The sequence below is a fragment of the Sorangium sp. KYC3313 genome (assembly GCF_052075895.1).
GTDB lineage: Bacteria > Myxococcota_A > Polyangia > Polyangiales > Polyangiaceae > Sorangium > Sorangium cellulosum_B.
The window spans coordinates 12,186,914-12,211,595 of sequence record NZ_CP197255.1 but is presented as its reverse complement, the minus strand read 5'-3'; the positions used below and the strand labels follow the sequence as shown (position 1 = coordinate 12,211,595).

Genomic DNA, 24,682 nt, shown 5'->3' with positions numbered 1-24,682 from the left:
GGGGCCGGGGAGAGCTCAGGGCGTCGGGATCTCGCCGCACGTGAAGACGGAGGGGAGGCACTTGTCGCTCGCGCACTGCTCGTTCGTCGTGCAGTCCTCGCCGCCGGCCAGCTTGCAGGCGCCCTTGCCGTCGCAGACGTTGATGCCGCTGCAGTCCGCCCCGTCCTCGCTGCCGAGCAGGACGTTCGAGCAGGTGCCCTCCAAGTCCTTCACATTGCAGGCCATGCACGCCGTGTCGCAGGCGGTGTCGCAGCAGACGCCGTCGACGCAGAGCCCGCTGGCGCATTCGCTCTCGGCGTCGCACTCCTGACCGTTCGCGGGCTTGCACTCGCCCGCGGCGTCGCACGCCTGGCCCTCGTCGCAGCCCAGGCCCTCCGTGCCGGCCGCGGCCAGCACGCAGGCGCCGTCTGCGCACTCGTGGCACTTCGCGCAATGCGCGTCCTCCATGCACTCGGTGAGGCAGGCGCTGGCCGCCTCATTGCAGGCGAACTCCTCGCACGCTTTCTCCTCGCCGGGCGCGCACTCCACGCTCTCCCCGTCGCAGGTGCCGCGGCTCGTCTCGACGCCCTCGGAGCACGTCGCCTCGCCGCACTCGGTCTCGGCCTTCGAGGGGCCGCACGCGCCGTCGTCGCCCGACGCCTTGAGCGCGGCGGTGCAGGCGTCGCACTCTGCGTCGCAGGCGGCGTCACAGCAGACGTCGTCGGCGCAGAAACCGCTCGCGCAGTCGGTGGCTGCGGTGCACGCCTTGGCGGTGTCGCACTTCGGGCAGATGGAACCGCCGCAGTCGACATCGGTCTCTTCGTTGTTCATCGTGCCGTCGGAACATCCGTCGCTGGGGACGTTCTCGTCCCCCGGGATGCGCGAGCGATCGACCGAGGCGATGAGCTCGCAGCCCATCCCGAGCGCCGAGAGCGCGCCAGCGCAGAGCGCCATCGCGAGAAGGTGCTGTTTCTTCCACATAGTAGTCCCCTTAGAAGGTAAACCGCGCGGCGGCGCCGCCGCCTGTCGGGCTGACGAACGGAGTGACGAACGCCTTCTTCGTCACGCTCGACGCTGCGGCCTTCGCCTGGGCCGGGTCGTCGCTGAGGAGCAGGACCGCGCCGGTGACGCCGAACGTGAGCGCCACCGCGAAGGACATGTCCGCGATGAGCGCGAAGCGATCGACCTTGTCCGCGGTCTTGGTCGTCGGGGCGTCATCGAAGTCGCTCTTCGCGCCGAGCGCCTGGATGCCGAAGATCGTCCCGACCACCACACCGGCGCCCGCGAGCCCGAGGGTGACGTAGGCCGGCACCGGAGAGCGCGACTCGATCGGCGCGGCCGGCGGCGGCGGCTGCGCGGGCGGCACGTCGGCGGGCGGCGGCGGGGTAGGGGGCTGCGCGGGCGCCGCAGCGACCGGCGCCGGCGCCTGCGGCGTCAGCGTGACGTTGACCTCGCGCGCCTCGGCGAAGGTGACCTCGAGCTCCTGGCTCGCGTCGGCGAACCCCTCGGCGGAGACGGTGAGGGTGTGCTTGCCGGGCGGGACCGAGAGCTCCTTGCCGGTCTGGGCCACGCCGTCGACCGCGACCTTGAGGCCAGGCGGCGCCTCCGGGACGGTCGCGACCTTCACCTTCGCCGGCGTCTTCTTCAGGGCCTCGACGCGCGTCTGGCCCTCGGCGATCTTCTCCTTGAACTTCTCGGCGTCCGGCTTCGAATCGAGGAAGGCCTGCCAGGCCGCGACAGCCTCGGTGACGAGGCCCTGCTTGTCGAGCGACAGGGCGAGCTTGTACTTCGGCGCGGCGCCGGGCACGTACTCGTCCGCCTGGCGGTACAGGTCGGCCGACACAGCGTACTCGCCCTTGTCGAACCTGGCCTCGGCCTCCTTGTAGAGCTTCTTCGCCTCGTCCTTCTTCTGCTTCTCGGTCAGCGCCTTCTTCGGCTTGGTGGTGGTCACCTTCGTCGCGGGCTCACCGGCCGCGGGAGGTGTCGCGCCGGCCGCGGGCGGCGTCGCAGCGGCCGGCTTACCTGCCGGGGGCGCTGCCGGCTTGGCCTCCGTCTGCGCAGATGCCGGACTGACGCCCGTCAGCGTCAGGAGCCCAGAGACCATCGCCGCCGAGGTCAACATCGTCAGCCGGCCCGATCGTGAACGCATACCGTAAGCCCTCCTGCGCGGATAGTGTCGCGTGGGCGCCCACTTAAGCCTTGAAGGCCCCTCTACACAAGGGGTTTCGCGTTCATCCGGGGCCGCGCGCTCTCTGTTACCGAAGCCCGCACCGAAGCCCGCGCCCCCGGCGCTCCGGCGCGGCCTCTTCGGACATCAAGGCTCGTCGCCCCGCTCCAGCCATGCAGGGAACCGAAGCCTCGCCTCCAGCCCGAAGCCCAGGGTCGCCCGGCGCATGCGCGCGGCCCGCTCGGGGCCCCGAGGGAGGCTCTCGCGGAGCCTGCGCAGCGCCTCGATGTAGCGGGCGAACCGAGGATCCGAGAAGAGGGCGCCGAGGTCCTCCCGGATGCGCCGTATCGTTCCAGGGCTGACGCCATGGCTGCTGAAGCTCATCGTCAGCCCGGAGGCAGAGACCACCGAAGGATTGACAAAGTTCGACACCTCGGGGCGATCCAGCGTGCAGACGAGGCGCCCGGCGCCCGCGAGCTCCCCGTGGAGGCGCCGCGAGAGCGCCTCGTCGCCCGGCACGAGGAACACGATCGCCGCCCCGGCGAGGTCGCTTTCCAGGAATGCTCGCCGGCGCAGATCGAGCCGCCCCTCCCGGCTGGCTCGCTCGATGGCCCCGTCGACCTGCCCTGGCGCGACGACGGAGACGCGAGCGCCCGCCGAGAGGAGGCGCTCCACGGTGTACGGCGCGTCGCCGTCCGCGCCGATGACGAGCGCCCGCTGGCCGTTGAGATCGAGCGCGATGGGAAAGAGGCGCATGGGGGTGGAGCCGACGCGAACAGAGCGTCCGCGCGACGAGTGTAGACCGGCGCGCCGCCCGGCGGGCGAGGGGCGTGACGCCGAGCGAGGCGGCCGCGCGCGTGGCTCAGCGGCCGGGAGACCGCTGGGGAGGAGGAGGCGGGCTGGGCGGCGGCACCGGCGGCAAGAAGGGCTGCGTGCGGAAGGCGAGCCTCCGGTCGGCGTTGCCGATGCGCGTCACGAACAGGCCGACGAAGGAGCCGAACAGCGAGTCGCCCGGCCCGATCGCCGTCGAGCCGGGCGGCCGGGTCACCCACCGCTTGATGCGATCGAGCATCTCGGCGCTCATGGGGTTCACCTCGATCAGCACGGCGACGAAATAGCGGCTGCCGTCGCGGACGAGCGACCGCTCCACGAGCGGCAGCCGCCGGGCCTCGGCGCAGTTGCGGAGCACGCCCTCGACGTTGATCGCGACCGTGCTCGACTGACCTCCGGCCTGGATCAGCTGGATCCGGAACACCTCATCCCAGAGGTCGTAGACGATCCTGCAGCTCTTGGCGGCGAGCGCGACAGGGTTGCCCCCGCTCTCGTGGAAGAGGTAGCCGCGCATCGTGATGACGGTGGGGAGCCCGCTGAGCAGCTTCTTCGAGATCTCGCCGTCGACGACGTCGCGGAAGCCCACGGTGAGCTGCACGATCGTCTTGTCGAGCGTGAGGCTCGCCACCCGGGTGGGCAGCGCGGCCGGCGCGCCGAGCGCCTGCTGCGCGTCCGCGTCCGCGATGTCCTTGGGCCCCGGCCCCTCCTGGGCCATCGACCAGCTCGCCCGGAGGGCGAGCGCCGCGAGCAGCGCGATCCCGAGCCAGCGCGCCGCTCCGCGGCCGAGCGCCACGAGCGCTCGCCGCGCCTCTCGGAGGCGCCAGGTACGGCGGCCTCCGCCCGCGCGCCGCGCGTCGCGCGTCGCGCGCTTCGATCCGCGATGTGCTTGGGAGCAGATCGAGCAGATCATTTCCGCGCACCGCGCCGCGCCGGGATCAGCCCGAGCAGGTTCGAGAACGCGAGCGTCACCCCGCCGACCGCCGTGTCGACCCGCAGACCGAGGTTGTAGGTGACGTCCACGGGCACGCGGGCGAAGCCCCCGTATCCGCTCGGCGCATCGGTGAACTCGCGGCGCGTCGCGAGGCCGTACAGGCCCGCGGCGCCGAAGAGATCGACGCCGTAGATGGAGCCGCGGCCGGCGTAGACCGGGATGCGGTACTCCGCCTCGATCTTCGCGGCGAAGTCCCCGTACCGGACCTCGATGATGTCCGTGCCGAGGAAGTTCGGCGGTTGCCTCCGATCGGGCGCGAGATCGAGCAGCCGATCCGGCAGGAGGTCGGTGAGATCGCCGACGTAGAATTTCTCGAAGAAGGGCGCGTCCCCGGCTATCGCGCCGGCGAACGCCTCGACGCGGAGCACGTGCCGCAGCGGCAGGCGGAACCAGCGCTGCGCGCCGAACTCGAACTTCTGGTAGCCGTAGTCGCTGCCGAACGGCGGTACGCCCACCGTGACCGAGACCGACGCGAGCGTGCCCTGTGTCGCGAGGAAGGGCGCGTCGCGCGTGTCGTGATCGATCGCGGCGTGCAGCGACGAGAGCACCGTCTTGCCGCCCAGGATGTCGAATTCGATGGGCTCGCGGCTGTTGCCGCGCATGTGCGAGGCGACCGTGGGCACGGTCGCGTCGATCTGCTCCAGGTGGTAGTCGAGCGACAGCCGCGAGGAGGAGGAGACGTCGTGACCCGTGCCGAGCGTCGCGCCGAACCGCTTGTAGGCGACGACGGCGTAGCCGGTGACCTCGCGCTGCTCGAGCAACGGGGACTCGAAGAGGACGTCCCGGTTGCCGAAGAAGTCACGGGCGTCGTTGTAGAGCACCGTCACCGTGGCCGACCAGCGGGTCCCCACGAAGGCGGGGTCGACGAAGCGGGTCCTCAGCGCGAGCTGGTCCGCCGCGAGCCCGACGCCGGCGCCGAGCGTGATCCCTGTCCCGGCGAGGTTGGTCTCGGCGACCTGCACGCCAGTGAACGCGGAGAGCGGCTTCGCGTTGCCCGCGGTGTCCTCGTCGGCCGCGATGCCGAGCCAGAGGTCCTGCACGACGAACGTGTTGCGCTCGACGACATCGATCACGAGCGTCGCGCTCCCGCGCTCGGCCCCCTTGCGGAGCGAGAACCCGACCGACGCGAAGAACCCGGTCCCGAGGAGGCGGTAGCGCGTGAGCTCGATCTCCGGATCCTCGACGTCGAGCAGGTCCCCCGCGCGGAACCTGACGTAGCGGAGGATCACGCGCGCGGCGGTCCGCACGTTGCCTCGGATCTCGATGCCGTCGAGGGTGTACCGGACGCGATGCCTCTCCTGGAGCGCCGCGCCGGGCGACAGCGCTGCCGCGCCGGGCGACAGCGCTGCCGCGTGGGGGGGCGCGGAAGCGCGCGGCGCTCGCTCCTGCGCCGTGGCTTCTGCGCCGGCGCCGACCGCGCCTTGCCCGAGCGCGCGCCTCGGGCACGTCCCCAGGAGCAACGCGCACCAGAGCGCGAGGTGGGCGCGGCCGAGCGCAGGGGGCAGGGGGATGGCCCGGGAGCGTGAAGAGCTCCGGAATCGAGGTGGATTCACGGGATTCCTGCAACGCCGCCGATGCCTCCCGAGGCGTCGGCGACGCGCCCTTCAGCAGCGCACCCTAGCACGATCGATCGCCTCACCGGAGGAATCGGTCGCGTCGAGATCGACCTCCGCCGCGGCGTCCTCGGCGACGGCGTCGGAGGGGACGGGGGGCGACGGCGCCCTGCAGCGGATCTGCGCCGCGGCGGTCACGCGCTGTGGCCAACGTGCGTCGCGCGGCGCCGGGGCGGGCTCCGTGCGCTCTGCCAGCACGAGCAGGTCCTGCCGGGCCGGCGTCGGCTCGATCAGGTGATCGGCCGCGGCGAGCAGCAGCGCCCGGACCTCGGTCCGGACGCTGGCCTCGCGCGCCCAGCGCGGGCCGACGCTCGCGGCGATGGCGCGGGCGAGGAGGAGCTCGGCGCGGCCGCGCACGTCCGCTGGGATCCAGTCCGCGATGAGCGGATCGGCGAGCATGGATAACGTCTTGCGCAGCGCTGCGACGCGGCGAGGGCCGAACCTGTCCGGCGCGCGCTCCGCGTGGCGCGCGAGGCGCCCTGCCCTGCGGAGCGCGCGCCTCGCCGCCCTGCCGACCACCGCGCCGCGCACGGTGAGCCGGTCGCGCGGCGCATCGACGGCGCGCAGCACCGCGGCCAGCGAGACTCCGCCCGCGATCACGAGCGCGACCGTCACCGCCGTGGCCTCGAGGCCGCGCAGCTGCCAGCCGCCGGTCGCCGCGACGAAGGCGCAGGCCGACGCCAGCAAGAGCCCCAGGGAGCCCAGCGCGCCTGCGGTGTGCGAGCGGCCGCGCCAGGAGCCGCCTTCGCCGTGGAGGGGCCGCGCGTAGCCGTCCGGCGCGATGAGCCGTCCTCCGCTCGGGATGAGGCCCACCATGGCTCGCCGCGCCGCGCGCCCGAGGCCGACCTCCAGCGGGCCGAGCTCGATGCCGGGCGGCTCACGGAACGGGCTCACCCCTCCAGAATAGCCCATCCGCCGCCCTCACGGAGGGCGGGGGCCGGCGCGCAGCTGCGGCGGCGAAGCCTCGCCGCCTGCCGCCTCGCTCTCGCGTGCGCCGCCGCCGCATCGAGGCAGCGGCGCGCGGCGCGTCACGGCTTTCCCGAGCTGTCCTTCTGTGCCCGCGACGCCTTCTCGACGAGGCCGCTCGTGCCCATGCGTGACGCGAGCGCCGAGAGCACCGCGCGCAGCGGGACGCCGCGCGACGCGAGGCCGACCAGCAGGTGGTAGATGACGTCCGCCGCTTCGGACGCGACGCGCTCGTCGCTCTCCCCGGCGATCGCCTGGGCCAGCTCGCCGGCCTCCTCGCCGAGCTTTGCGCCGATGAGCGGCGCCCCTCCGTCGAGCAGCTTCCGGGTGTAGCTCTTCGTCGCCGACGACGCCTTGCGCGCCTCGATCTCGCGCTCGAGGGACTCGAGCAGCGCGGACGCGTCCTGCCCCTCGTCGGCGGCCTCGGGCTCCCCGTCGCCGCGGGCATCGACCTGCCGGAAGAAGCAGCTCGCGCTCCCCGTGTGGCACGTCGGGCCGCGGGGCTCCGCGAGGATCAGGAGCGCATCGCCGTCGCAGTCGGCGTGGATGCTCGTCACGGCGAGCGTGTTGCCGCTCGTCGCCCCCTTCTCCCAGAGCTCGCCGCGCGATCGGCTGAAGAAGGTGGCGCGCCCCGTCTCGAGCGTCCTGGCGAGCGACTCCCGCGTCATGTACGCGAGCATCCGGACCTGCCCGGTCAGCCGATCCTGCACGACGGCCGGTACGAGCTTGCCCTCTCCGAATGCGATCTTCACGGTCTATGCCTCTCCGGTGGTGTCGGGCGCCTCGGCGGCGCCGTGTTCGCGGGCCGTCGCCCGGCCTTCGTCCTTTGCGCTGCCGCGCCTGGCCCGCGGCGGCGCGTCGCCGGCCTTCGACGGCGCGGTCCGCTTCTTTCCCGGCGTGTCGTCCTCGTCCTCGTCGTCCTGGTCCTCGTCGTCGTCGCCGTCCGCTTGCTTGTCGGCGGCCGCGGCGGGGCTCCCCGGGAGGCTGAGCGCCATCGCCTGCTCCGGGTGGTCCAGGGCGGCCTTGTGATAGACAGCGAACGCGATCGAGGCGGCGAGCCCCGTCGCCAGCGCGACGGCCTGGGAGGTCGAGTACTGGAGGGTCGCGGAGGCGGCGAACGTCTCCGGCCTGAGGGCCAGGTACAGGGCGATCGCGGGGACGAAGGAGAGCACCTGCGTCACCTTGCGCACCGTGTTGTCGCGGAGGAGGTGGGAGAACCCGATCGTGTACGCCACGGCGAAGATCACGAGGCCGGCCGGGAGCAACACGTGCTCCGAAAGCGACGGAGGGATCGAGCCGCGCTCCGCGTCGTCGCGGAGGAGCTCGAGCAGGTAGCGGCAGACGCCGTAGGAGAACGTGAAGATGAGGAAGATCTCGCCACGGAACTTCTGCCGGCGGCGCGCGAGGAGCAGGAGCGCGAGCAGCCCTGCGCCGACGAGCGCCTCGTAGATCTGCGTCGGGTGCACGGCGAGCGACGCCTCGGAGCTCGGATCCAGCCCGCGCTCCTTGACGTGCTGCACCCACGCCGGGGACCCGCTGCCGTGGTCCAGCGTGCCCTCGGCCCAGCGCGGGAACGTGCCGAGCTTCTTCAGCCAGGCGGGCGCCGTCTCGCCGAGCGGCCGGCCGAAGTCGCAGCCGAAGAGGTAACACCCGATGCGCGTGATCATCAGGCCCGAGGCGAGGCTCGGGACGGCGACGTCGGCCCAGGGGAGCAGCGGGATGCGATGGGAGCGCAGGAACAGGTACGAGCCCAGGAAGCCGCCCAGGAAGCCGCCGTACGCCACCAGCCCGCCGCGGCGGATGTCGAACATCGCGCTGAACGAGTCGAACTCGTCGAGGTTCGTGAGGATGTAGAGCACGCGGGACCCGATGACCGCGGCGCCGGCGGTGACGACGTAGCAGTTGGCCATCGTCTCCTTCGGCAGGCCGTCGCGCTCCGCGAGCCCGAGCGTCAGGTACCAGCCGACGACGAGCGAGAGCCCGAGCATGACACCGTAGCTATAGATGGGCAGCGGACCCAGGGTGTAGGTCTGCTCCGTGACCTGGGAGGCGATCGCCGCGAGCGCGACGCCTGCGATGCCCGCGGCCGTCGCGCCTGGCTTGTTCTTCGCGATGAGCAGCCCGATCGCGCCCGCGAAAGCGATGCCCGCAGCGATCAGGAAGACCCAGAGAAGGGGCACGGTCCAGGCGGGCAGCGGGACGCGGAACAGGATGGGATGCATGGCGCCTCTCCTTACGCCTGGGCTTGGGGACCATCAAGCATCGTCTCTCGCGCATGACGCAGCGAGCCAAAGCGTTCGCTGACGCGGGTCCAACCGCGCCGGGCGATCTCGATGTGCCCGGGCCGCCGGCGCAGCGCGATGTTCTCCCCACCCTGTCGACGGGGCGCCCGCGAAGCGGCTCTCGAAGTCCGCGCGCGCCGCTGCTAGCATCGATTCCGTGCTCTCTGGCCGTGCCACCGTCGGGGTCCTCGCAGTGCCTGGACTGCTCGTGAGCGCGGCGTGTGTTCCCGAAGGGCCGGCCACGGGGGACGTGAGCGCGCGGCCAGCCGGGACGGTCGCGCCGACGGTCTCCTCGCAGACCGCGGGCGCCGCTCCGGGAGCGCCGGGGGCGGGCGTGTTCGAGGACGACTTCAACCGGCCGGCGCTCGGCGCCGACTGGAACGCCTTGAGCCCAAAGTGGGCCATCGACGAGGGGCAGCTCTGCGTGCGCGCCGCGAGGAACCGCGGCGTGTGGTTGAAGCGGCCGCTGCCGGAGAACGCCCGGATCGAGTTCGACGCCATCGCCGAGGCCCCGGACGGCGATCTCAAGGTCGAGCTCTGGGGAGACGGTCGGAGCGGGGCGACGGCGGCGAGCTACACGAACGCGACGAGCTACCTCGTGATCCTCGGAGGGTGGAAGAACACGAAGCACGTGCTCGCGCGCCTCGACGAGCACAGCGCCGAACGGCTGGAGATCGACGTGGATCCGGACAGCGACGACGACCGCGCGCGGCCGGTCGCGCCGGGGCAACCGTATCGCTTCCGGATAGAGCGTCGTGACGGCAGGACCCTCTCCTGGTCGGTGAACGACGTCGAGTACCTGGAGCTCAGCGACCCTGCGCCGCTCTCCGGTCCAGGGCACGAGCACATGGGCTTCAACGCATGGGATGCGCCGGTCTGCTTCGACAACCTGCGCATCACGCCCCTCTAGCCGCGATGGAATCGGGCGAGGTCGAACGGGAGCTCGAGGAGCTGGAGACGCGCATCGAGCGGCTGCGCGCGCTCTACGAGCAGTACTTCATGGGGATCGAACGGCTGGAGCCGCTCATCCCGCGCAAGGACGTCGAGCGTCGCATCTGGGTGATGCGGCGGGAGCAGATCAGGAACACCGGGCTCCGGTTCAAGTTCCAGATGCTGATCCAGCGCTACAACACGTTCCAGCAGTACTGGGGCCGCATCTCGCGCGAGATCGAGAACGGCACGTACCGCCGCGACGTCATCCGCGCAGCGAAGCGGGTCGGAGCGAAGGAAGCGCTCACGATCGTCGGCCGCAAGCGGGCAGAGCGCTACGCGGAGCTCGCCGAGGAGCAGGAGACAGCGCGCGAGCCGGTCCACCGCGCCGATGACAGCGGCGATCAAGACGAGATCGACGTCGACGACGAGGCGGTCACGCTGGCGCCCCCGCCTTTGCCCGCCGCGTCGCTTCTGGGAAAGCGATCGCTGGCCGCGCTGGCCGCCGAGCAGCCCGCGCCCCGCGCCGCGGTCGCGCCGCTGACCGCGCCGGAGGCGTCGAGCGCGGCGCCCGCCAGCTCGCCGGTGCGCCCCGCGCTCGCGCCGCCTGCCATGCCGCAGGCCGCCGCGGCCGTGAAGCCCGCGCCGCTGGGAGGGCTGCCCCGGGGGCTCGGCCTGACCAGGCCCCAGCAGAAGCCGGCGGAGAGCAAGCCGGCAGAGGCGAAGCCGGCCGAGGCCTCGCCAGCAGGCGCGAGGCCGCCGGCGCGCCCGGCCGCCGACAAGGCTCAGCCTGCGGCGGGCGCGAACAGCCGTCAGCGGCTCGCCGAGCTCGCGGCGGAGATGCGCGCTCAGCGCACCAAGGCCGGCGACGCGGCGAAGGCCGCGGCCGGGCCCCCGGACGCGTTGACGGACGTCGCGCCCGAGCCTCCGCCCGCTCCGAAGCGACCGCCGCCCCCGGGCCCCGTCAAGCCTTCTCCTGGCGCTCCGGCCGAAGCCCCAGCGGTCGCTGCAGCGGGCGAAGCGAAGGGCACCGGAGCGAGGCGGCAGGAGCGCGTCCACTCGGAGCGCCCGCCGTCGGCCCGGCGCCGCCGCTCCACCGCGCCGCCCGCCGCCGAGGCCGGCGCGGCGAGCGGCGCTCGGCATACGGCGCCGCGGACGCCGTCGCGCCCCCCGGAGGCCGCGCGCGCCGGCCTCGACGCCGCGGTGCGCGCGCGACCCGCGCCCCCGCAGCGATCGGCTGCGCGCGACGACGAGCTCCCGGAGCAGCGGCTGCGTCAGATCTACGCGAAGTACGTCGAGACGAAGCGCGCCGCGCGTGAGTCGACGGCCGGCGTCACCTACGAGCGCCTGGCCGAGAGCCTCCGCGCGCAGGCCGCGAAGCTGCGTGCGACGAACCCGGCCAAGTCCGTCGACTACGATGTTGTCGTCAAGGACGGCAAGACCCTGCTGAAGCCGATCCTCAAGTAGCCGAAGATCGGCTGGCGGCAGGGCGGACGCGGCGTCCCGAGGCGGGGACCGGCGCGCGACCGACGTTCGGCGCGGCGAACGCCAGGAGCGTGGGCGTCCCGAGGCACGTTCGGTTCGCTGAGACGCTCCCGAGGGCGCTCGCCGTCGTCAGACGGCCGGACTGGGCGGGTGAGGATGTTCCGGCGGATCAGTGATGCGCGACGCGGCGCCAAAGCTGCGGCAGTCGCTGGACCCGCGCAGGTACTCCGGTGTCGTCCTCGACGAAGAGGATCGCACACGCCGTGCGGTCGGCCTCGCGCATCCTCGCGCATAAATCGGCCAGGTCATCGTCGGCGTCCACAACGTCGGCTTCGGCCGGCTGGGAACAGCCTTGAACGTATTTGACATTGTCAAGGGCGATCCATCGCCCAGCGAACTCTTTCGATCGACATATGTCGCGCCAGCTCATTCGAGGCGCGGCCAAACGAATCTTACTGCCCATTTCCCGTGAGCGACCTTCTCCCCCATGTTCCAAAGTCAAGCGCCGACCAAACTAAGCCAGGGCGCGGCGTCCACTGAACTTTCAGAACTGTCGAGGCAGGATCTAGCACCGGTCAAAATCAGGCGTCAAGGCAAGCCTGGAACAGGCGGGACCCGCTGAGCGTTGTGCCCGATCCGGCTCGCCGCCTTTACCGACATTGCGCTGGCAGCTGGGACATCGCCTCACCCGCCCCGATCCGCGCGGCGGCCAAGGCGTGGGACTTCGCCGCACACCCCTTGGACGCGACCGCCCGCTTGGCGCTCGCGCTGATGGCGGCTCTCGCCTCGGCCTTCTTCGGGCCATCGCACGACGCGAAGCGCTTCACTGCGAGATCCGTGTTGCCGCCGTTCGCCAGGTTGATCGCGGCCCTGCACTCCTGCTCCGCCTTCTCGTTGCCGGGCGGCGACACCTTGGGCCCGGTGGTCGCGGTCGGCGTCGACGTGCTCTTCGGGGTGTCCGGAGCCGTCTTGTCCGGAGCCGTCTTGTCCGGGCCGGTGGGCTCGGGCGGGAGAGGCTCCGGGGTGGCGGTGGGCGTGCTCGTGGGCGTGCCCACGGGATCCGACGCCACGGTCACCGACGGCGCGCCCGTGGGCAGCGGGATCGCGGTCGACGTGCTCTCCTCCGTCGTGCTCCCGCCGCTCCCCTTCGTCATCATGACGACGCCCACGACGCCGAGCACCGCGACGGCCGCGACGGCGGCGAGGATCGGGGCTGCCTTGCTCTTCTGCGGCGCCGGCGGCGGCGCGGGGAACACCTGGCCGCTGCCCGTGGGCACGGCCGGGTGCGCCGGCACGACCGCCTGATCCATGACCGTCGCGGCCTGATGGGCCTGATGGTTGACGACGGTCCTCAGCGGTCCCGATCCCGTGGGCGGCCCCGCGACGAACAGCGGCTCCCCGAGCTGCGTCTGACCCGAGCGTGACGGCATCAGCGCCGTCCCGCTGGTCGGCGCCTCGCTCCCGACGAGGGTGCGCGGCGCCGCCGCGAGCACCGAGAGGCGGGCGCCCGCGCCGATCGTGAGATCCTCGTAGAACTCCCGCGCCGACTGCTGCCGGTCCTCGCGCCTCTTGCTGAGGGCCCTCATGACGGCCGCCTTCATCTTCGGCGGGACCGCGGCGCCCATCGGCACGGCCTCGAACGGGAACGGCTGCGCCGTCATGTGCTGCGTCGCCCATGCCCACGGCGTGTCGGCGTCGAACGGCAGGCGCCCGGTGAGCATCTCGTAGGTCAGCACGCCGAGCGAGTAGACGTCGCTCCGCGCGTCGAGCTCGGTCCCCGTGAACTGCTCGGGGCTCATGTACGGCGGGGTGCCGAGCACCGTCCCCTGCTGGGTCAGCTTCTGCTCGGCCTTGGCGCTGCGCTCGTCGCGCTTCGCGATGCCGAAGTCGAGGACCTTGACGTAGTCCTCCTCGCCGGCGCGCTTGGTCAAGAAGATGTTGGCGGGCTTCAGGTCGCGGTGGACGATCCCCTTCTCGTGGGCCTCCTGGAGCGACCCGCACGTCTGCGCGATGATGCGATCGACGCGCTCGGGAGAGAGCGCGCCGCCCCGCTCGAGCGCCGTCTCCAGCGACTGCCCGTTGAGGAGCTCCATCGCGATGTAGAGCTCCCCGGTGTTCGTCTGCCCGAAGTCGTAGACCTTGATGGTGTTCGGGTGCTCGAGCTCGCTGACCGTGCCGCACTCCCGCATGAAGCGCGCGACCACCTGCGGATCCTTCGCGTGCTGCGAGAGGAGCGTCTTGATGGCGACCTTCCGCACCGACGTCCCCATCGGCTGCTCGCCGTCGTAAACGCGGCCCATCCCGCCCTCGCCGAGCACGCCGATGATGCGGAACCGGCCGCCGACGATGGCGCCGATGAGCGGGTCTGCTTCCACCGGCGCGACAGGGAGGAGCGCGCCGCACGTGGCGCAGAAGCGCGCCCCATCGATGTTTGGCTGATGGCAAGCGGGACATTCCATGCGATCGAACCTCTACCCCCGAAGCATGACGGAACGCGATCGTCGCCTCGGGCCGCTCCGCGGCGCGCCCGGGCGAGCGTGCGCCGGGCAGGATCGCAGCAGCCGCGAGCGGAGCGCAAGGGACCTCTCGCTCGCCCGAGGCGCGGCCGACGCGCGCCCTCGTCCTCGTCGTCGTCTTCGCGCCCTTCGTCTTCGCTAGCGTTTGCGCTCACGCGGCTGCTTGCCCGAGGCGCGCCGTCGCAGCGCGCGGCGTTCGGCGCGGGCTCGCGGCCCGGGCGAGCAGCTGCGTGAGCGCCTCGCCGCTGCGCCGCGCGCCGCGGGAGCGTGCTCCTCAGACGTCCGCCCTTGAAAATCGGGAGCGCTCGAGCGAGATCGGCGCCGTCGGAGGACGCCGGCGCTCTGGACCGCCCAGCTCGACGGCGCGGTCAGACAGCGCTCTCGCAGCCGATTCCAGCGAAACGGACGAAAACGATGCACACCGCTTGACACGTCTCTTGCAGGGGGCTAAGAGCCTCCTCCCTTCGCGGGACTCGTCTACCTTCGGAGCGACGTGAGCGGCACCAACAGCTTCACCTCGCTGCGGTCCAGCCCGGTCGGGACACTCCGAACCGTGCAGGCAGGCGGTCCAGCAGGGCCGGGAGTTGATTGCTCGCACAGAAGTGATCGGTCTTGGGACATTTCGCTAGGTCAGCACGCACGTTTCCCGGAGCCCGGGGACGGGCAGCGGGTGGATGCCGCTGGCGTAGCTCAATCGGTAGAGCACCTGCCTTGTAAGCAGGGGGTTAGGGGTTCAAGTCCCCTCGTCAGCTCCGATGCAGGGCAACAGGTCGGTGGTTCGGGAGGTCAAGGCAGAGACAAAGCCGGTAAAATCTAATAAATAGAGAAAATCTGGAGGGTTGCCCGAGCGGCCAAAGGGAGCAGACTGTAAATCTGCCGGCAATGCCTACGATGGTTCGAATCCATCACCCTCCACCGGAGCGACGTCTCGCTCCGAAGGCGGTCCGACCAGGAACCAGATCCGCCGGGGTCACTCTCGACGGAAGCCCGCGGGCGTAGCTCAGTTGGTAGAGCGTCAGCCTTCCAAGCTGAACGTCGCCGGTTCGAACCCGGTCGCCCGCTCCGTGGTCGGTCGTTTGCCCACCTAGCTCAGTTGGCAGAGCACGTCCTTGGTAAGGACGAGGTCGTCGGTTCAATCCCGATGGTGGGCTCCAGCGAGGACAGCGAAACGCAGCCGCGAACTTCATTTCGGCAGGAGACATCTCGATGGCCAAGGAGAAATTCACTCGTACGAAGCCGCACGTGAACGTGGGCACCATCGGCCACATCGACCACGGCAAGACCACGCTCACGGCGGCGCTCGTCAAGGTGCAGTCGAAGCGCAACCTGGCGAAGGCGATCTCGTACGCCGACATCGCGAAGGGCGGGACGGTCCGTGACGAGACGAAGACGGTGACCATCGCGGCGGCGCACGTCGAGTACGAGTCGGCGAACCGCCACTACGCGCACGTCGACTGCCCCGGGCACGCCGACTACATCAAGAACATGATCACCGGCGCGGCGCAGATGGACGGGGCGATCCTCGTCGTGTCGGCGCTCGACAGCGTGATGCCGCAGACGCGCGAGCACGTGCTGCTCGCCCGGCAGGTCGGCCTGAACCACATCGTCGTGTTCCTCAACAAGTGCGACGCGGTGGACGACCCGGAGATGCTCGACCTGGTCGAGATGGAGGTCCGCGAGCTCCTGTCGAAGTACAAGTTCGACGGGGACAACGCGCCGGTGGTCCGTGGCGCGTCGCTGCCCGCGCTTCAGGGCGACCCGAAGTGGGAGGAGACGATCCAGCAGCTGCTCAGCGCGCTGGACAGCTACATCCCCGAGCCGGTGCGCGACATCGACAAGCCGTTCCTGATGGCGATCGAGGACGTGTTCTCGATCAAGGGCCGCGGCACGGTGGCCACGGGCCGCATCGAGCGCGGCGTGATCAAGGTCGGCGACGAGGTGCAGATCATCGGCTTCAAGGACACGAAGAAGTCGGTCGTGACCGGCGTCGAGATGTTCCGCAAGCTGCTCGATCAGGGGCAGGCGGGCGACAACGTCGGGTGTCTGCTCCGCGGCGTGGAGAAGGAAGAGATCGAGCGCGGCCAGGTGCTGGCGAAGCCCGGGTCGATCACACCGCACACGAAGTTCACCGGTGAGGTGTACGTCCTCAAGAAGGAGGAGGGCGGGCGCCACACGCCGTTCTTCACCAACTACCGGCCGCAGTTCTACATCCGGACGACGGACGTGACCGGCACGGTGAACCTCCCCGAGGGGGTGAAGATGGTGATGCCGGGCGACAACATCACGATGACGATCGAGCTCATCGCCCCGGTCGCGCTGGAGGAGCAGATGCGCTTCGCCATCCGCGAGGGCGGCAAGACGGTGGGCGCCGGCGTCGTCACCAAGATCCTCGCGTAGGAGGCCGACGTGGGCGAGCAGGCCGGTGGGTGGCGTGCGGCGCGCATCGCCGTCTCACTGGCCTGCCGCGAGTGCAAGTCGCGGAACTACAAGACCACGAAGGCGCCGGACCAGGTGGTGTCGCTCAAGAAGTTCTGCAAGCAGTGCAAGAAGCACACGGTTCACGACGAGACGAAGTGAACGAGTGCTCGGGAAGGCGCAGCGATTCTAGGGGTATAGCTCAGTTGGTAGAGCAGCGGATTCCAAATCCGCAGGTCGGGAGTTCGAGCCTCTCTGCCCCTGCCGGGGGATGTGGGCGCCTCAGGGCCGCCCCCTGGATCCTCACCGAGCAGGCAGTTGTCTGCCGCGGGTCGGCGCGTTTGGTGTTGTTATGGCGAAGGGTCAAAAAGACAAGCCGCCGACGAAGGTCGCGGGGGACGAGGCGCCGGAAGAATCCGGACCGGGCTCGCCTGCCGAGGACTCGTCCCTCGTGACGCAGAGCGAGGGGACGGGGGCTGCTGACGCGAAGGACGCCGGGGCGCCGCGTGCCGATGAATCGAACGACGCCGACGAGGCCGAGGACGAGGAGGTCGCGGCTGCTCAGCTCGGCTCGGAGCGCTATGTGCTCGCCGGCTTCTTCGCCGCGGGGATGCTGCTCGCCTACCTGCTCGGCAAGGTCGTCCATGGCGTCTGGGCGACCCTCGCCAACAAGGACTGGTTCAGCCGGGCGCTGCCGGCGCTCTCCGCGGTGGGTGACGACGACAAGACGACGTACGGCATGATCGCCGGCGGCGTCATCGCGCTGGTCGTCGTGTTGCGCGCGTTCCGCAACGCCGAGCTTCGCGCCTGGAGCGACGATGTCGCCGCCGAGCTGGCGAAGGTGAAGTGGCCGACCAAGAAAGAGGTGACGAATGCGACGTTCGTCGTCATCGCGACGACCACCGTGGCGACCCTCTACCTGGCGCTGCTCGACCGCTTCTGGGCATTCGTGACCAACATCGTTTACGGCGATGGAAGCTGAAGCAGGGAGACCCTGAGGGAATCAAGCGCCATGGCCAAGAAGTGGTACGTCATCCATACCTACTCGGGATACGAGGCGAAGGTGCGCGACGCGCTCCAGCAGCGCGTGAAGCAGTACAGCCTGGAAGATCGGTTTGGCGAGATCCTCATCCCGAGCGAGACGGTCACGGAGAACCGTCCCGGCGGTAAGACCCGCGTTCGTCAGAAGCTCAGTCTGCCCGGCTACATCTTCGTGGAGATGGAGATGAACGAGCAGGTCTGGCACCTGGTCAAGGACACGCCCAAGGTGACCGGCTTCATCGGCAACCAGACGCCGCAGGAGGTCCCGATCGTCCAGATCGACAATCTCCGGCGGGGGATCGTCGAAGGGGCGGTCAAGCCGAAGCCGCGGCTCACGTTCGAGGTGGGTGAGGAGGTGCGGGTCCTCGACGGCGCCTTCGCGAACTTCACCGGCACGGTCGATGACGTGAAGATGGACAAGCAGAAGCTCAAGGTGAAGGTCAGCATCTTCGGCCGACCCACCAGCGTTGAGCTCGACTTCTCAGCCGTGGAGAAGCGCTAGCCAGGAACGGACGGCTGCAAACCTGCGGGCGAGCACCGCGCCTCCGCGGTGCTTCGCTGTTTCTCTGAATGGTAGACCGCCCGTCGGGCGGCGGTTCGATAGGGTGCGAGATTCATCATGGCGAAGAAAGTCACAGGGTACGTGAAGCTGCAGCTTCCGGCGGGCAAGGCCAACCCGTCGCCCCCCGTCGGTCCGGCGCTCGGCCAGCACGGCGTCAACATCATGGCGTTCTGCAAGGACTTCAACTCGCGGACGGCGGCGCAGGGGGACATGATCATCCCGGTGGTGATCACGGTCTACTCGGACCGCTCGTTCACGTTCATCATGAAGACGCCGCCGGCCTCCGTGCTCCTCAAGAAGGCGGCGGGGCTGGAGACGAAGAAGAAGCCGGGTGCGGGCTCCAAGGAGCCCAACAAGGTCAAGGTGGGCAAGGTCACGCACAAGCAGCTGCAGGAGCTTGCCCAGCTCAAGATGCAGGACATGAACACGACGAACCTCGAGTCCGCGATGCGCAGCATGGCGGGCACGGCGCGCTCGATGGGCATCGACGTCGTCGACTGAGGTGGTCGTGGCGCTCCCCGCCGTCTCGGGGATGCAGCGCCCCGCCGCGCTGGCGCCCCGAGAGGGGCGTCCAGCGGGCCAGAAGCAAGACTTACCACGGTAGTTTGAGGCGCACCGTGGGAGGCGAGAGCCGTTAAGAAGGAGGGCATGTGCCGAAAGTCGCCAAGAAGAAAGTCGCAGCGCGGGCAGTCGTCGACCGCGCTCGAAAGTACACATTGCAGGAGGCGTGCGCGCTCGTGAAGCAAGCGGCGCCCGCCAAGTTCGACGAGACGGTGGACCTCGCGGTCCGGCTGGGTGTCAACCCGCGGCACGCGGACCAGATGGTCCGTGGCGCGGTCGTGCTCCCGCATGGGACGGGGCAGTCGCTCCGGGTCCTGGTCTTCGCCAAGGGCGAGAAGGCCAAGGAGGCCGAGGCGGCCGGCGCCGACTTCGTCGGCGAGGCGGATCTCGTGAACAAGGTCCAGGAAGGCTTCATGGACTTCGATCGCGTGATCGCCACGCCCGACATGATGGGTCTGGTGGGCAAGCTCGGCCGTATCCTCGGTCCGCGCGGCCTGATGCCGAACCCGAAGGTCGGGACCGTGACGTTCGACGTGAAGACGGCCGTCTCGGAGGCGAAGGCCGGCAAGGTGGAGTACCGCGTCGAGAAGGCGGGCATCGTGCACGCGCGGATCGGCAAGGTCTCCTTCGCGGAGAACGCGCTCCACGTGAACGCGGACGCGTTGATCCAGGCGCTCGTCCGGGCCAAGCCGGCGACGGCGAAGGGCATCTACCTCCGGAGCATCACGATGTCTTCGACGATGGGCCCCGGGGTTCGCATCGACCCGGTCCACTTCATCGGCAAGACGGAGGAGGCGTAGCCCATGGAACGATCCCAGAAGGAAGTGCTGATCGGCTCCGTCCGGCAGAAGTTCGAGCGGATGACTTCCGCGGTCTTCCTGGACTTCAAGGGGATGAACGTCGAGGCGGTCACCAAGCTTCGCGATGAGTTCCGGAAGTCCGGCGTGGAGTACCGGGTCGTGAAGAACACGCTCGTCCGCCACGCCATCAAGGAGCACCCCTGGGCGAAGACCCTCTCGAAGAGCCTGACCGGCATGACCGGCGTGGCCTGGAGCTACGAGGATCCGAGCGCGGCAGCCAAGGTCGTCAAGGCGTTCCGCAAGGACAACCAGAAGCTGCAGATCAAGGCGGGGCTCATCGAGGGGCAGATCCTCTCGGGGGACGCCGTCGAGACGCAGCTCGCGACGATGCCCGGCAAGGATGAGCTTCGTGCCATGCTGCTCGCGACGCTGCAGGCGCCGCTCCAGCAGTTCGTGCAGCAGCTCAACGCGCCTCTCCAGAATTTCGCCTATCTCTTGAAGGCGAAGGAAGAGGAAGCGGGCAAGCAGGCCTGAGAGGGTGCTTTCGTATCAATTGGGCCTTGCGCCCGTCTGGTTTTGGTTTACATGGCCCCCTCCCCGGGGCGCGCAGAAGAGTTTGAAGGAGTCTTGCAATGGCTGAGATCACGCGCGAGCAGGTCGTCGATTACCTCTCCAACCTCCCTGTCATCCAGATCGCCGAGCTCATCAAGGACCTCGAGAACAAGTGGGGCGTCAAGGCTGCCCCCGCGGCCGTCGCCGTCGCGGCCGGCCCGGCGGCCGCCGCTCCGGCCGAGAAGGCCCCGGAGCAGACCGAGTTCGACGTCATCCTCGCGAACGCCGGCAGCAACAAGATCGGCGTCATCAAGGCGATCCGCGAGATCACCGGTCTGGGCCTGAAGGAGGCGAAGGACCTGGTCGAGGCCGCGCCGAAGACCGTCAAGGAGCAGGTTTCCAAGGCGGACGCGGAGGAGATGAAGAAGAAGCTCGTCGAGGCAGGTGCTACCGTCGAGCTCAAGTAACGATCACCGCTCCCTGCAAGGGAAATCGGGATCCGCCGGCGGACGGCGGCAGGGGCGGTCGTCCCTGCCGCACGTCCCGCTTTTGTCTGATGAACGGGACCGCGTTTGCGGGCCCTCGCGCAACGCTGAAGAGGGCCGCGAGTACGGGTCCTCGGTCAATCCTGAAGAGGACCGCGGGTGCGGGTCCTCGGCCAACGTCGGAGCTCAATGGGTCGCCACGCGGTCCGCTCTGCCCCCACAACCAAGATGTTTTGGGTCCTCATTCCCTGGGGACGCTCGCTCGCCATTCGTGCGTAGCTTCGTGTTCGTTGCTCGGTTCGAGCCGTGCGCCCGCCCCGCACCGCTCGTGTGAGCCGGAGGAAATCGATGCCGTCGGTCGTCCAATCCAACTTCCGCGTCCGTAAGAACCTGGGTCGCGTTCGTCGCATCATCGACGTCCCCAACCTGATCGACATCCAGAAGTCGAGCTACGACAAATTCCTCCAGATGAGCGTTCCGCCGAACGAGCGGGAGGAGGTCGGGCTGCAGGCGGTGTTCCGCTCGGTCTTCCCGATCAAAGACTTCAACGGCACGAGCGAGCTCGTCTTCGTCTCGTACAACCTCGAGCCGCCGAAGTACGACGTCGATGAGTGCCGCCAGCGCGGTATGACCTACTCGGCGCCGATCAAGGTCACGAACCAGCTGATGATCTACGACACCCGCGACGGCGGGGAGCGGATCGTGCGCGACATCAAGGAGCAGGAGGTCTACTTCGGCGAGCTCCCGCTGATGACCGAGACGGGCACGTTCATCATCAACGGCACCGAGCGCGTCGTCGTCAGCCAGCTGCACCGTAGCCCCGGCGTCTTCTTCGATCACGACAAGGGCAAGACGCACTCGAGCGGCAAGCTGCTCTACTCCGCGCGCGTGATCCCGTACCGCGGCTCGTGGCTCGACTTCGAGTTCGACCCGAAGGACATCATCTATGTTCGCATCGATCGCCGGCGGAAGATGCACGCGACGGTGCTCCTGCGCGCGCTCGGGTACTCGACGCAGGACCTGCTGAACTACTTCTACTCGACCGAGACCGTGTACCTCGAGAAGGGTGGAAAGTACGCGAAGAGCATCGAGTACGATCTCCTGGCCGGTCAGCGGACGACGCGCGACATCAAGATCGGCAACGACGTCATCGTCAAGAAGAACACCAAGTTCACCCGTGCCGCCATCCGGAAGATGAAGGAGGCGAAGCTCGAGCGGCTCAGCCTCGAGCCGGAGGAGCTCGTCGGGAAGGTCGCGGCGCACGACATCGTCGACCCGGAGACCGGCGAGGTCGTGGTCGAGGTGAACGAGGAGCTCACCGAGGCGAAGCTCGAGCGGCTGCGCGACGCGAACATCGAGCAGTTCCGCATCCTCTTCATCGACGGCCTGAACGTCGGCTCGTACCTCCGCGACACGCTGCTCACCGACAAGGTGAAGACGATGGAGGACTCGATCCTGGAGATCTACCGGCGGCTGCGGCCGGGCGATCCGCCGACGCTCGAGACCGCCAAGACCCTGTTCCACAACCTGTTCTTCAACGCCGAGCGTTATGACCTGTCGAAGGTCGGCCGGCTGAAGCTGAACTACAAGTTCTACCGGGATGTCCCCGAGGACGAGCGGCCGGGGCTCGATCTCACGGTGCTCACGCCCCAGGACATCCTGGAGACCGTGCGTCACCTGATCGAGCTCAAGAACGGGCGCGGCTCGGTCGACGACATCGATCACCTCGGCAACCGCCGCGTGCGCGCGGTCGGTGAGCTGATGGAGAACCAGTACCGCATCGGCCTCGTCCGCATGGAGCGCGCGATCAAGGAGCGCATGAGCATGTCGCAGGAGATCGACACGCTCATGCCCCACGATCTGATCAACGCGAAGCCGGTCAGCGCGGTCGTGAAGGAGTACTTCGGGAGCTCCCAGCTCTCGCAGTTCATGGACCAGACCAACCCGCTCTCGGAGGTCACCCACAAGCGCCGCCTCTCGGCGCTCGGCCCGGGCGGCCTGACCCGCGAGCGCGCCGGGTTCGAGGTGCGCGACGTCCACGCGACCCACTACGGCCGCATCTGCCCGATCGAGACGCCGGAAGGTCCGAACATCGGCCTCATCGCGTCGCTGTCGACGTTCGCCCGCGTGAACGAGTTCGGGTTCGTCGAGACGCCGTACCGGAAGGTCGAGAACGGCCGGGTGACCGAGGACGTGATCTGGCTCTCCGCGCTCGAAGAGGAGGGCAAGTACATCGCGCAGGCGACCGTGAACCTCGACGAGGGCGGCCGCTTCAAGGAGTCGCTCGTCTCGGCCCGCTACAACGGCGAGTTCAAGATCGTCACGCCCGAGATGGTCGAGCTGATGGACGTCGCGCCGAACCAGATGGTGTCGGTCGCCGCCGCGCTCGTGCCGTTCCTCGAGCACGACGACGCGAACCGCGCGCTCATGGGCGCCAACATGCAGCGTCAGGCCGTGCCCCTCGTCGTGTCGCACGCGCCCCTCGTCGGCACCGGCATGGAGGAGCGGCTCGCCCGCGACTCCGGCGTCTGCGTCATCGCGCGGCGCCCCGGGGTCGTCGAGAGCGTCGACGCGACGCGCATCGTCGTCCGCGCCGAGGGCGAGGGCGCCGAGGTGCCCGATATCTACCACCTCATGAAGTTCCAGCGCTCGAACCAGTCGACCTGCTACACGCAGAAGCCGGTCGTCAGGACGGGCGAGGTGGTGAAGAAGGGCGACGTGCTCGCCGACGGCCCGTCGACGGACATGGGCGAGCTCGCGCTCGGCCAGAACGTGCTCGTCGCGTTCATGCCGTGGCAGGGCTACAACTTCGAGGACTCGATCCTGGTCTCCGAGCGCATCGCGAAGGACGACGTGTTCACCTCGATCCACATCGAGGAGTTCGAGTGCGTCGCCCGCGACACGAAGCTCGGCAAGGAAGAGATCACCCGCGACATCCCGAACGTCGGCGAGGAGGCGCTCAAGGACCTCGACGACTCCGGCATCGTGCGCATCGGGGCCGAGGTGCGGCCGGGCGACATCCTGGTCGGCAAGATCACGCCGAAGGGCGAGACCCAGCTCTCGCCCGAGGAGAAGCTGCTCAGGGCGATCTTCGGCGAGAAGGCCGGAGACGTCCGCGACAGCTCGCTCAAGGTGCCGCCCGGCGTCGGCGGGATCGTCATCAACGCCCGCGTGTTCTCGCGCAAGGGGACCGAGAAGGACGATCGCGCGCGGGACATCGAGGATCAGGAGCGGGCCAGGATCGAGCGGACGCGCGACGAGGAGATCAAGATCCTCCGCGACTCGTTCTTCCGCCGCATCCGCGAGCTCCTCCTCGGCAAGGAGGCGACGGGCAAGCTCGTCGACGACAAGGGCAAGGTGCTCTTCCAGAAGGGCGCCATCATCGACGAGCCCTCGCTCGCCGAGATCCCCCGCAAGTACTGGGGGGAGATCCCCGTCGACGACGCCGAGCGGGTCCAGCAGATCCTGCGCGACCTCGAGGAGCTCGTCCGCACGCGCGAGGAGCACTTCCGCGACAAGATCGATCGCCTCTCCAAGGGCGACGAGCTGCCGCCGGGCGTCATCAAGATGGTGAAGGTCTATATCGCCATCAAGCGCAAGCTCCAGGTCGGCGACAAGATGGCGGGCCGCCACGGCAACAAGGGTGTCATCAGCCGCATCCTCCCCGAGGAGGACATGCCGTATCTGCAGGACGGCAGGCCGGTCGATCTCGTGCTGAACCCGCTCGGCGTGCCGAGCCGCATGAACGTCGGTCAGATCCTCGAGATCCACCTCGGGTGGGGCGCCTTCGAGCTCGGCAACCAGCTGACGCAGATGATCGAGCAGCAGCGGGCGAGCGCCGAGATCAAGGAGCACCTGAAGGCCATCTACGCGGGCGACGAGACGATGAACGGCTTCTTCGACAACCTCGACGACGGCGACGTCAAGCGCTTCGTCAAGACGGTCGATGAGGGCGTGTTCATGGGATCGCCGGTGTTCGACGGCGCGCACGAGTCGGACATCAAGGGCGCCCTCGATCTCGCAGGTCTCCCGACCTCGGGTCAGGCGATCCTCTTCGACGGGCGCACGGGCGACGCCTTCGATCAGAACGTCACGGTGGGCATCATGTACATGCTGAAGCTCCACCACCTGGTCGACGACAAGATCCACGCTCGCTCGATCGGGCCCTACTCGCTCGTCACGCAGCAGCCCCTCGGCGGCAAGGCGCAGTTCGGCGGGCAGCGGCTCGGCGAGATGGAGGTGTGGGCGATGGAGGCCTACGGCGCGGCCTACGCGCTGCAGGAGTTCCTCACCGTCAAGAGCGACGACGTGATGGGCCGCACCCGGATGTACGAGGCCATCGTGAAGGGGGATTACACCCTGGAGGCGGGGCTGCCGGAGAGCTTCAACGTGCTCATCAAGGAGCTCCAGTCGCTGTGCCTGAACGTCGAGCTGGTCGAGACGAGCGCAGGCGTGGAGGCGTCGGCCGCGGAGGAAGAGGAGTGATGCAGTTGGTCACGTCACGAG

21 protein-coding genes and 5 tRNA genes are annotated in these 24,682 nt (G+C 69.4%); 16 read left to right on the top strand and 10 right to left on the bottom strand.

Annotated elements, in window-relative coordinates:
• Window positions 1–15 precede the first annotated feature (15 nt).
• From ACSRUE_RS46485 to ACSRUE_RS46450, 8 genes are all read right to left on the bottom strand, one after another.
• Window positions 16–960 (bottom strand): hypothetical protein, encoded by a 945-nt coding sequence (locus tag ACSRUE_RS46485; RefSeq protein WP_441289148.1) that lies wholly within the window; start codon window positions 958–960, stop codon window positions 16–18.
• Window positions 961–970: 10 nt separating this feature from the next.
• On the bottom strand, window positions 971–2,128 hold the full coding sequence (locus ACSRUE_RS46480) for a PEGA domain-containing protein (protein WP_441289147.1): 1,158 nt from the start codon (window positions 2,126–2,128) through the stop codon (window positions 971–973).
• Window positions 2,129–2,293: 165 nt separating this feature from the next.
• Window positions 2,294–2,902, bottom strand: coding sequence for a precorrin-2 dehydrogenase/sirohydrochlorin ferrochelatase family protein (locus ACSRUE_RS46475; RefSeq protein WP_437761923.1), 609 nt, complete (start codon window positions 2,900–2,902; stop codon window positions 2,294–2,296).
• A 106-nt stretch (window positions 2,903–3,008) separates the two neighbouring features.
• Entirely contained in the window at window positions 3,009–3,770 is a 762-nt protein-coding gene (locus tag ACSRUE_RS46470) for a hypothetical protein (RefSeq protein WP_437761922.1), read from the bottom strand.
• 113 nt (window positions 3,771–3,883) lie between these two features.
• The gene (locus ACSRUE_RS46465; protein ID WP_437761921.1) at window positions 3,884–5,521 is read right to left on the bottom strand and encodes a BamA/TamA family outer membrane protein; all 1,638 of its coding nucleotides are present in this window, start codon (window positions 5,519–5,521) and stop codon (window positions 3,884–3,886) included.
• Window positions 5,522–5,572: 51 nt separating this feature from the next.
• Window positions 5,573–6,493, bottom strand: a complete 921-nt coding sequence (locus ACSRUE_RS46460) for a hypothetical protein (RefSeq protein WP_441289146.1) — start codon at window positions 6,491–6,493, stop codon at window positions 5,573–5,575.
• 116 nt (window positions 6,494–6,609) lie between these two features.
• A complete protein-coding gene (gene hisIE / locus ACSRUE_RS46455) occupies window positions 6,610–7,299 on the bottom strand; it encodes a bifunctional phosphoribosyl-AMP cyclohydrolase/phosphoribosyl-ATP diphosphatase HisIE (protein WP_441289145.1) in 690 nt (229 codons plus the stop codon).
• Between the two features lie 3 nt (window positions 7,300–7,302).
• On the bottom strand, window positions 7,303–8,769 hold the full coding sequence (locus tag ACSRUE_RS46450; RefSeq protein WP_437761918.1) for a prolipoprotein diacylglyceryl transferase: 1,467 nt from the start codon (window positions 8,767–8,769) through the stop codon (window positions 7,303–7,305).
• A gap of 217 nt (window positions 8,770–8,986) precedes the next feature.
• Between ACSRUE_RS46450 and ACSRUE_RS46445 the strand changes: the two genes are divergently transcribed.
• Complete coding sequence (locus tag ACSRUE_RS46445; protein WP_437761917.1) at window positions 8,987–9,739, top strand: hypothetical protein; 753 nt, start codon at window positions 8,987–8,989, stop codon at window positions 9,737–9,739.
• A 5-nt stretch (window positions 9,740–9,744) separates the two neighbouring features.
• A complete protein-coding gene (locus tag ACSRUE_RS46440) occupies window positions 9,745–11,226 on the top strand; it encodes an MXAN_5187 C-terminal domain-containing protein (RefSeq protein ID WP_441289144.1) in 1,482 nt (493 codons plus the stop codon).
• Window positions 11,227–11,413: 187 nt separating this feature from the next.
• Here ACSRUE_RS46440 and ACSRUE_RS46435 read toward each other — a convergent pair whose 3' ends face one another.
• Window positions 11,414–11,674: a hypothetical protein gene (locus ACSRUE_RS46435; RefSeq protein ID WP_441289143.1), complete on the bottom strand. Its 261-nt coding sequence runs from the start codon at window positions 11,672–11,674 to the stop codon at window positions 11,414–11,416.
• A gap of 220 nt (window positions 11,675–11,894) precedes the next feature.
• A complete protein-coding gene (locus ACSRUE_RS46430; protein WP_441289142.1) occupies window positions 11,895–13,703 on the bottom strand; it encodes a serine/threonine-protein kinase in 1,809 nt (602 codons plus the stop codon).
• 736 nt (window positions 13,704–14,439) lie between these two features.
• Between ACSRUE_RS46430 and ACSRUE_RS46425 the strand changes: the two genes are divergently transcribed.
• The 14 genes from ACSRUE_RS46425 (at window position 14,440) to rpoB (ending at window position 24,661) form a co-directional block, all read left to right on the top strand.
• A tRNA-Thr gene (locus ACSRUE_RS46425) sits at window positions 14,440–14,512 on the top strand.
• 81 nt (window positions 14,513–14,593) lie between these two features.
• Window positions 14,594–14,675: transfer RNA gene (locus tag ACSRUE_RS46420), tRNA-Tyr, on the top strand.
• Window positions 14,676–14,749: 74 nt separating this feature from the next.
• Window positions 14,750–14,822, top strand: a tRNA-Gly gene (locus ACSRUE_RS46415).
• Window positions 14,823–14,838: 16 nt separating this feature from the next.
• Window positions 14,839–14,914, top strand: a tRNA-Thr gene (locus tag ACSRUE_RS46410).
• 52 nt (window positions 14,915–14,966) lie between these two features.
• Complete coding sequence (tuf, locus tag ACSRUE_RS46405; protein ID WP_437761913.1) at window positions 14,967–16,157, top strand: elongation factor Tu; 1,191 nt, start codon at window positions 14,967–14,969, stop codon at window positions 16,155–16,157.
• Window positions 16,158–16,166: 9 nt separating this feature from the next.
• Complete coding sequence (rpmG, locus tag ACSRUE_RS46400; protein WP_012233038.1) at window positions 16,167–16,337, top strand: 50S ribosomal protein L33; 171 nt, start codon at window positions 16,167–16,169, stop codon at window positions 16,335–16,337.
• 29 nt (window positions 16,338–16,366) lie between these two features.
• Window positions 16,367–16,439 (top strand) — tRNA-Trp (locus ACSRUE_RS46395).
• A gap of 88 nt (window positions 16,440–16,527) precedes the next feature.
• On the top strand, window positions 16,528–17,157 hold the full coding sequence (gene secE, locus ACSRUE_RS46390; protein ID WP_437761912.1) for a preprotein translocase subunit SecE: 630 nt from the start codon (window positions 16,528–16,530) through the stop codon (window positions 17,155–17,157).
• 30 nt (window positions 17,158–17,187) lie between these two features.
• Window positions 17,188–17,718, top strand: coding sequence for a transcription termination/antitermination protein NusG (gene nusG / locus ACSRUE_RS46385; protein WP_012233040.1), 531 nt, complete (start codon window positions 17,188–17,190; stop codon window positions 17,716–17,718).
• Window positions 17,719–17,835: 117 nt separating this feature from the next.
• On the top strand, window positions 17,836–18,279 hold the full coding sequence (gene rplK, locus ACSRUE_RS46380; RefSeq protein ID WP_437761911.1) for a 50S ribosomal protein L11: 444 nt from the start codon (window positions 17,836–17,838) through the stop codon (window positions 18,277–18,279).
• A 149-nt stretch (window positions 18,280–18,428) separates the two neighbouring features.
• Entirely contained in the window at window positions 18,429–19,139 is a 711-nt protein-coding gene (rplA, locus tag ACSRUE_RS46375; protein WP_012233042.1) for a 50S ribosomal protein L1, read from the top strand.
• Between the two features lie 3 nt (window positions 19,140–19,142).
• The gene (gene rplJ / locus ACSRUE_RS46370) at window positions 19,143–19,673 is read left to right on the top strand and encodes a 50S ribosomal protein L10 (RefSeq protein ID WP_437761910.1); all 531 of its coding nucleotides are present in this window, start codon (window positions 19,143–19,145) and stop codon (window positions 19,671–19,673) included.
• Between the two features lie 98 nt (window positions 19,674–19,771).
• The gene (gene rplL / locus ACSRUE_RS46365) at window positions 19,772–20,158 is read left to right on the top strand and encodes a 50S ribosomal protein L7/L12 (protein ID WP_437297491.1); all 387 of its coding nucleotides are present in this window, start codon (window positions 19,772–19,774) and stop codon (window positions 20,156–20,158) included.
• A gap of 366 nt (window positions 20,159–20,524) precedes the next feature.
• Complete coding sequence (rpoB, locus tag ACSRUE_RS46360) at window positions 20,525–24,661, top strand: DNA-directed RNA polymerase subunit beta (protein WP_437761909.1); 4,137 nt, start codon at window positions 20,525–20,527, stop codon at window positions 24,659–24,661.
• Window positions 24,662–24,682 lie beyond the last annotated feature (21 nt).